This window comes from Actinotalea ferrariae CF5-4, from assembly GCF_000603945.1.
Taxonomy (GTDB): domain Bacteria; phylum Actinomycetota; class Actinomycetes; order Actinomycetales; family Cellulomonadaceae; genus Actinotalea; species Actinotalea ferrariae.
Window position 1 is genome coordinate 1 of record NZ_AXCW01000249.1, and the last position, 6,078, is coordinate 6,078.

7 protein-coding genes and 1 riboswitch are annotated in these 6,078 nt (G+C 72.2%); all 7 genes read left to right on the forward strand.

Translation table 11 applies throughout. The features are described from left to right. The first annotated feature begins 92 nt into the window (after positions 1-92). Positions 93-202, forward strand: a riboswitch (TPP riboswitch). Then, the gene (thiE, locus tag N866_RS15585) at positions 171-809 is read left to right on the forward strand and encodes a thiamine phosphate synthase (protein ID WP_155855418.1); all 639 of its coding nucleotides are present in this window, start codon (positions 171-173) and stop codon (positions 807-809) included. Its footprint overlaps the riboswitch before it by 32 nt. Further along, a complete protein-coding gene (gene thiO / locus N866_RS15590) occupies positions 806-1,927 on the forward strand; it encodes a glycine oxidase ThiO (RefSeq protein ID WP_034228028.1) in 1,122 nt (373 codons plus the stop codon). Before thiE ends, thiO begins: the two co-directional genes overlap by 4 nt. Continuing rightward, positions 1,924-2,112, forward strand: a complete 189-nt coding sequence (gene thiS / locus N866_RS15595; protein ID WP_034228030.1) for a sulfur carrier protein ThiS — start codon at positions 1,924-1,926, stop codon at positions 2,110-2,112. The genes thiO and thiS overlap by 4 nt, the downstream gene beginning before the upstream one ends. A gap of 5 nt (positions 2,113-2,117) precedes the next feature. Beyond that, positions 2,118-2,876, forward strand: coding sequence for a beta/alpha barrel domain-containing protein (gene thiG / locus N866_RS15600; protein WP_173406168.1), 759 nt, complete (start codon positions 2,118-2,120; stop codon positions 2,874-2,876). Next, on the forward strand, positions 2,873-3,457 hold the full coding sequence (locus N866_RS15605; protein WP_034228033.1) for a thiamine phosphate synthase: 585 nt from the start codon (positions 2,873-2,875) through the stop codon (positions 3,455-3,457). The genes thiG and N866_RS15605 overlap by 4 nt, the downstream gene beginning before the upstream one ends. Next, complete coding sequence (gene thiD, locus N866_RS15610) at positions 3,454-4,266, forward strand: bifunctional hydroxymethylpyrimidine kinase/phosphomethylpyrimidine kinase (RefSeq protein WP_034228035.1); 813 nt, start codon at positions 3,454-3,456, stop codon at positions 4,264-4,266. Before N866_RS15605 ends, thiD begins: the two co-directional genes overlap by 4 nt. Then, complete coding sequence (gene thiC / locus N866_RS15615; RefSeq protein ID WP_034228037.1) at positions 4,266-5,951, forward strand: phosphomethylpyrimidine synthase ThiC; 1,686 nt, start codon at positions 4,266-4,268, stop codon at positions 5,949-5,951. The genes thiD and thiC overlap by 1 nt, the downstream gene beginning before the upstream one ends. Positions 5,952-6,078 lie beyond the last annotated feature (127 nt).

The window sequence follows — 6,078 nt, forward strand, 5'->3', positions numbered from 1 at the left end:
ACCCTCATCTGCGAAGAGCCCGCAAAATGCGGGACGGCTGTGCCGTCCGGCTGACCTCCTTCCGAGAGAGCTTGCACGGCTGCTACGGTCGTCGCATTCCACACGGGAGCCCGAGGCATCGGGCTGAGATGGGGCTGGAGCCGCTCTGACCGTCGAACCTGATCCGGGTAATGCCGGCGAAGGAAGTGAGGAGCGACGTGCTACCGCGCATTCATTGCATCACCCACTTCGGGTCGTACGACGACGAAGCAATCGCCGTGCTGGAGGCCGTGGTCCGCCAGGGCGTCGACGCGGTCCAGGTCCGGGCGAAGTCGCTGTCGGACCGTCAGATTGTCGCGTTCACCCGCATCCTCGTGGATCGCCTTGCCGGGACCTCGGTGCGCATCATCGTCAACGACCGCGTCGACCTCGCACTTGCCGCCGGCGCGGACGGTGTCCACCTCGGCCGTGATGACGTCCCCGTCGCCGCGGCGAGACGCCTGGCACCGCTGGGTTTCCTCGTCGGCGGCACTTGCCGGAACGCCGATCAGGCCCGTGAGGCGAAGGCGCAGGGCGCCGACTACGTGGGTGTTGGGCCCGTCTATCCCACGACCACGAAGAGCGGTCTCCCCAACCCGATCGGGTTGGAGACGCTGCGTGATGCGGCTCGGGTCCTGCCGGCGATCGCGATCTCTGGCATCAACGCCGAGCGCGTGCCCGAGGTGATGGCGGCCGGGGCCTACGGGGTCGCGGTGGCGTCGGCCATCTGTCGATCACCCCAGCCCGCCATCGCCGCGAGAGGACTCGTCGACGCCATCGCGCTCGCATGAGGGTGGCGGTGATCGGTGCCGGCATAGTCGGTCTCGCCTGCGCGGAGGAGCTAGTGCGCTGCGGGCACGACGTGCGGGTGTTCGATCCCGACCCGGGCGGCGGCGCCACCCGGGCGGCGGCCGGGATGCTCGCCCCGGCCGGTGAGGCCTGGCACGGTGAGACCGACCTGCTCAGGCTCGGCGTCGCCTCTGCGCGACTGTGGCCGGAGTACGCGGCTCGACTGCAGGCCGCCTCCGGCGTGGACATCGACCTGCGCACCGCGGGCACGCTGCTGGTGGGGCAGGACCACGACGACCTGCAGCAGATGCGACGCACGCTCGAGGTCCTCGCGACCCAAGGCATCGCCTTCCAGGAGCTCGACCGGCGAGAGGCACGCGCGCACGAGCCCACCTTGTCGCGGGTCGCCGGCGCGACCCTGCTTCCCGAGGATCACAACGTCAACCCGCGCCTGGTCGCCGAGGCCCTCCTGTGCCTGCTGGGTGACCGGGTGGTCCGTGCCCGGGCAACGGTGCTCGACGGGGGAGTCGCCTTCGCGGACGGGACCGAGTTCGGCTGCGACGCGGTGGTCGTCGCGACCGGGGCCGAGGCCCGAAGCCTGGTGCCGCAGGTCCGACCGGTCCGGGGAGAGACGATCCGGCTGCGGGGGGCCGACCGGCCGTCCCGGGTCCTGCGCGCGCGGGTGCACGGCGAGACGGTGTACGTCGTGCCGCGGGCGGGCGGCGAGGTCGTGGTGGGTGCGACCGAGGAGGAGCATGCCTCGGAGCCGGTGGCGACGCTCGGGGCGGTGGTGCGGCTGCTGCACGCCGCGCGCACCCTCGTCCCCGGGCTGGAGAGCGCCGAAGTCGTCGAGATCACCGCCCGGCATCGCCCCGGCACCCCCGACAACGGGCCGCTGATCGGACCGCACCCCGCGGTCGGACCCGTGCGCCAGGTGCTGGCTGTCGGCCACTACCGCGGTGGCGTGCTGTTGGCTCCGGTGACCGCTCGGGCCGTGCGGGCCTACGTCGAAGGTGGTGACGTACCAGCCACGGTGCGGCGGTTCGTGCCGAGCCGGTTCTCGTCGTACGGCTCCGGAAGTCTCACGCCGGCACCTCACGGAAGGGTGGTCGTGCCATGAACATCAAGGTCAACGGGACACCGCGGGTGGTGGAGGAGGAGGCGACCCTGCACAGCCTCGTGCCGTCCGCGCGAGGGGTGGCAGTCGCGCTGAACGGCGCCGTGGTTCCGGCGGCGGCGTGGCACGACACTCGGTTGTCGGAGAACGACGCGGTGGAGGTCGTCACCGCCCACCAGGGCGGGTGACTGGGATGCGGGTGGCGGGTATCGACCTCCCCGGGCGGCTGTGGATCGGCACCGGGGGTCTGACCAGCACCAGCCTCGTGGGTGAGATCGTCGAGGCGGCCCGGCCCGGTCTGGTGACCGTCTCGGTGCGGCGCACCTCCGACACCGAGCGCGGCGGGCTGCTCGACATGCTCCGGGCGCTGGGTGTGCGCATCCTGCCGAACACGGCGGGATGCCTCAGCGCCCGGGAGGCCGTGCTCACCGCTCAGCTGGCGCGCGAGGCACTCGAGACCGACTGGGTCAAGCTCGAGGTGATCGGCGACGAGACGAGCCTGATGCCGGACGCCGTCGAGCTGCTGGACGCGGCCGAGACGCTGGTCCGGCAGGGATTCACGGTGCTGCCCTACACCAGTGCCGACCCGGTCCTCGCCCGGCGCCTGGTCGACGTCGGCTGCGCGGCCGTCATGCCGCTCGGATCTCCGATCGGCACGGGCCGTGGCCTCGACGACCCCAGGGCCATCGAGGCCGTGCGCGCCGCTGTCGCGGTTCCCGTGGTCCTGGACGCCGGGATCGGCACCGCCAGCGATGCGGCGCTCGCGATGGAGCTGGGATGTGATGCCGTGCTGGCGGCCACGGCGATCACCCGGGCGGACCGTCCCGCCCAGATGGCCGCGGCGTTGCGGGCGGCGGTGGGGGCCGGCGAGATGGCACGCCGGGCCGGTCGCATCCCCCGGCTCACCACCGCTCGCGCGTCGAGCCCGATGGCGGGCCGGGTGGGCACATGAACCTGCCCCGCGTGCTGCTGCTCACCGACCGCAGTCAGCTTCCCGCCGGCCGCGACCTCGTGGGCACCGTGGCCGCGTGCGTCGATGCGGGGCTCGACGCGGTGGTGCTGCGCGAGCTCGACCTGCCCGAGGACCAGCGGCAACGGCTCGCCCGCGCGCTCGGCGCGGCCGGGGTCGCCGTGCTCAGCGCTCGCACCCGGCTGGACGGAGTGGCCGGCGTGCACCTGGCAACGGCGCAGGCGCGCCCCGACGAGGGGCCTCCCCTCCCGCACGGACGTTCATGCCACGACGACGCCGAGATCCGCACCGCCGTGTCCGGCGGTGCGTCGTACCTCACGATCTCGCCGGTCGCCGCGTCGGCGTCCAAGCCCGGCTACGGCCCCGCGCTCGGCCTGCCCGGCCTCCGACGTGCCGTGACGCTCGCAGGACACGTGCCGGTCTTCGCCCTGGGAGGGGTCGACGAGCAGAACGCCGCGGACCTGCGGAACGCGGGTGCCCACGGGGTGGCCGTCATGGGTGCCGTCATGCGCGCCGACGACCCCGGCGGCGCCTTCCGGCGGATCTCGCAGGCTGTCCGGTGAGCAGCCCGCTGGTCGCACTGACGGTCGCCGGCACCGACTCCGGCGGTGCCGCCGGGGTGGCCGCCGACCTGACGACGTTCGCGGCGCTCGGTGCGCACGGGGCCTGCGCCGTCACGGCCGTGACCGCCCAGGACACCGTCGGAGTGCGCCGGGTCGTGCCGCTGTCGGCCGACGATGTCCGGGCCCAGATCGACGCCGTCCTGGAGGACCTGCCGGTCGCCGTGGTCAAGACCGGCATGCTCGGGTCCGCCGAGGTCGCCGCAGTGGTGACCGACCTGCCGCCCGGCCTCCCGCTGGTCGTGGACCCGGTCCTGGTCGCCACGAGCGGTGCGGAGCTCGGCGATGCCGCAGTGGTGGCCGCCTACCGCGACCACGTCCTTGCGCGAGGCACGGTCGTCACGCCGAACTTCGACGAGGCGCTCCGGCTGACCGGCGCCGGTCCGGCGGATCCGCGGGAGGACGTGGCTCTGGCCCTGCATGCGCTCGGGCCTGCGGTCGTGCTCACCGGTGGTGACGCCGAGGCCCCGACGTGCCGCGACGTGGTGGTGGACGCCCGCGGTCGGGTGCGGACGGTCGAGCACGCCGCCGTACCCACGACCAACGACCATGGCACCGGGTGCACGTTCGCGGCGGCCCTCGCCGTCCACCTGGCCAGCGGCGCCGACCTGATCGACGCCGCCACCGCCGCCCACACATTCGTGGCGGCCGCCCTGCGCACCAGCGCCGACTGGCGTCTCGGTCGCGGCCGCGGCCCGGTCGCCCACACGTTCACCCCAGCCCGACACAACCCGCCCACCCAGGAGAAGTGATGCAGATCCACCCGAGCCACAGCACCGTCCACCGCAGCGGATCGCGAGCCGACATCCGTGTCCCGTTCACCCGGGTCGCGCTGACCAACGGCGAGACGTTCGACAGATACACCACCGCCGGACCGGGCAGCGACCCCGAGGTGGGCCTGCCGCCCCTGCGGGCTGCCTGGGTCGCCGAGCGTGGCGACATCGAGGAGTACGCCGGGCGCGAGACCCAGCTGCTCGACAACGGCAAGGCCGCGCTCCGGCGGGGCGAGGCGCGCGAGCAGTGGCGGGGGACGAGGCCTCGTCCGCGCCGCGGCGCCGGCGTCGTCACCCAGATGCACTACGCCCGCCAGGGACGGGTTACCCCGGAGATGGAGTACGTCGCGATCCGTGAGGGCTGTGACGTCGAGCTGGTCCGCTCCGAGGTGGCAGCCGGGCGCGCGATCATCCCGGCCAACGTCAACCATCCCGAGGCCGAGCCGATGATCATCGGACGCCGGTTCCTGGTGAAGGTCAACGCCAACATCGGCAACTCCGCGGTGACGAGCTCGATCGCCGAGGAGGTCGACAAGCTCACCTGGGCGGTGACCTGGGGTGCGGACACGGTGATGGACCTGTCCACCGGGGACGACATCCACACCACCCGCGAGTGGATCATCCGCAACTCCCCGGTCCCGATCGGCACCGTGCCGATCTACCAGGCCCTGGAGAAGGTCGACGGCGACGCCAGCAAGCTGACCTGGGAGGTGTTCCGGGACACCGTCATCGAGCAGTGCGAGCAGGGCGTGGACTATATGACCATCCACGCCGGCGTGCTGCTGCGCTACGTGCCGCTGACCGCCCAGCGGATCACCGGGATCGTGTCTCGTGGCGGTTCGATCATGGCCGGCTGGTGCCTCGCGAACCACGAGGAGAACTTCCTCTACACCCACTTCGACGACCTGTGCGAGATCTTCGCCCGGTACGACGTGTCCTTCTCGCTCGGCGACGGCCTCCGTCCCGGCTGCACCGCCGACGCCAACGACGAGGCGCAGCTCGCCGAGCTCCGCACCCTGGCGGAGCTGACGCAGCGCGCCTGGGAGCACGACGTGCAGGTGATGGTCGAGGGCCCCGGGCACGTGCCGCTGAACCTGGTGGAGGAGAACGTCGTCCTGCAGCAGGAGTGGTGCCACGACGCGCCGTTCTACACCCTCGGGCCGCTGGCCACCGACATCGCGCCCGGCTACGACCACATCACCTCTGCCATCGGCGCGGCGGCGATCGCCATGCACGGCACCGCGATGCTGTGCTACGTCACCCCCAAGGAGCACCTCGGCCTGCCCAACCGCGACGACGTGAAGACCGGGGTGATCACCTACAAGCTCGCCGCCCACTCGGCCGACGTCGCCAAAGGTCACCCCGGTGCCCGCGACTGGGACGACACGCTGTCACGTGCCCGTTTCGAGTTCCGCTGGCACGACCAGTTCGCGCTCTCCCTGGACCCGCACACCGCCGAGGCGTTCCACGACGAGACCCTCCCGGCCGAGGCCAGCAAGACCGCGCACTTCTGTTCCATGTGCGGGCCGAAGTTCTGCTCGATGCGGATCAGCCAGGACGTCCGCGACTACGTCGCGACGGGCATGGCCGAGAAGTCCGCACAGTTCCTCGAGCTCGGGAGCTCGGTCTACGTGGACGACGAGACTTACAGTGCATCCCCGTGACCTGGCAGCGGCTGGTACCCCTCATCGGTTACCAGGCCCGGCGGTGGAGCGGGCCGTGACGCGGTCGCTCCGGGTGGCAGCTGGATTTGATCGCGCCCTCTTAACCGGCTCTTCGCAGATGAGGGTG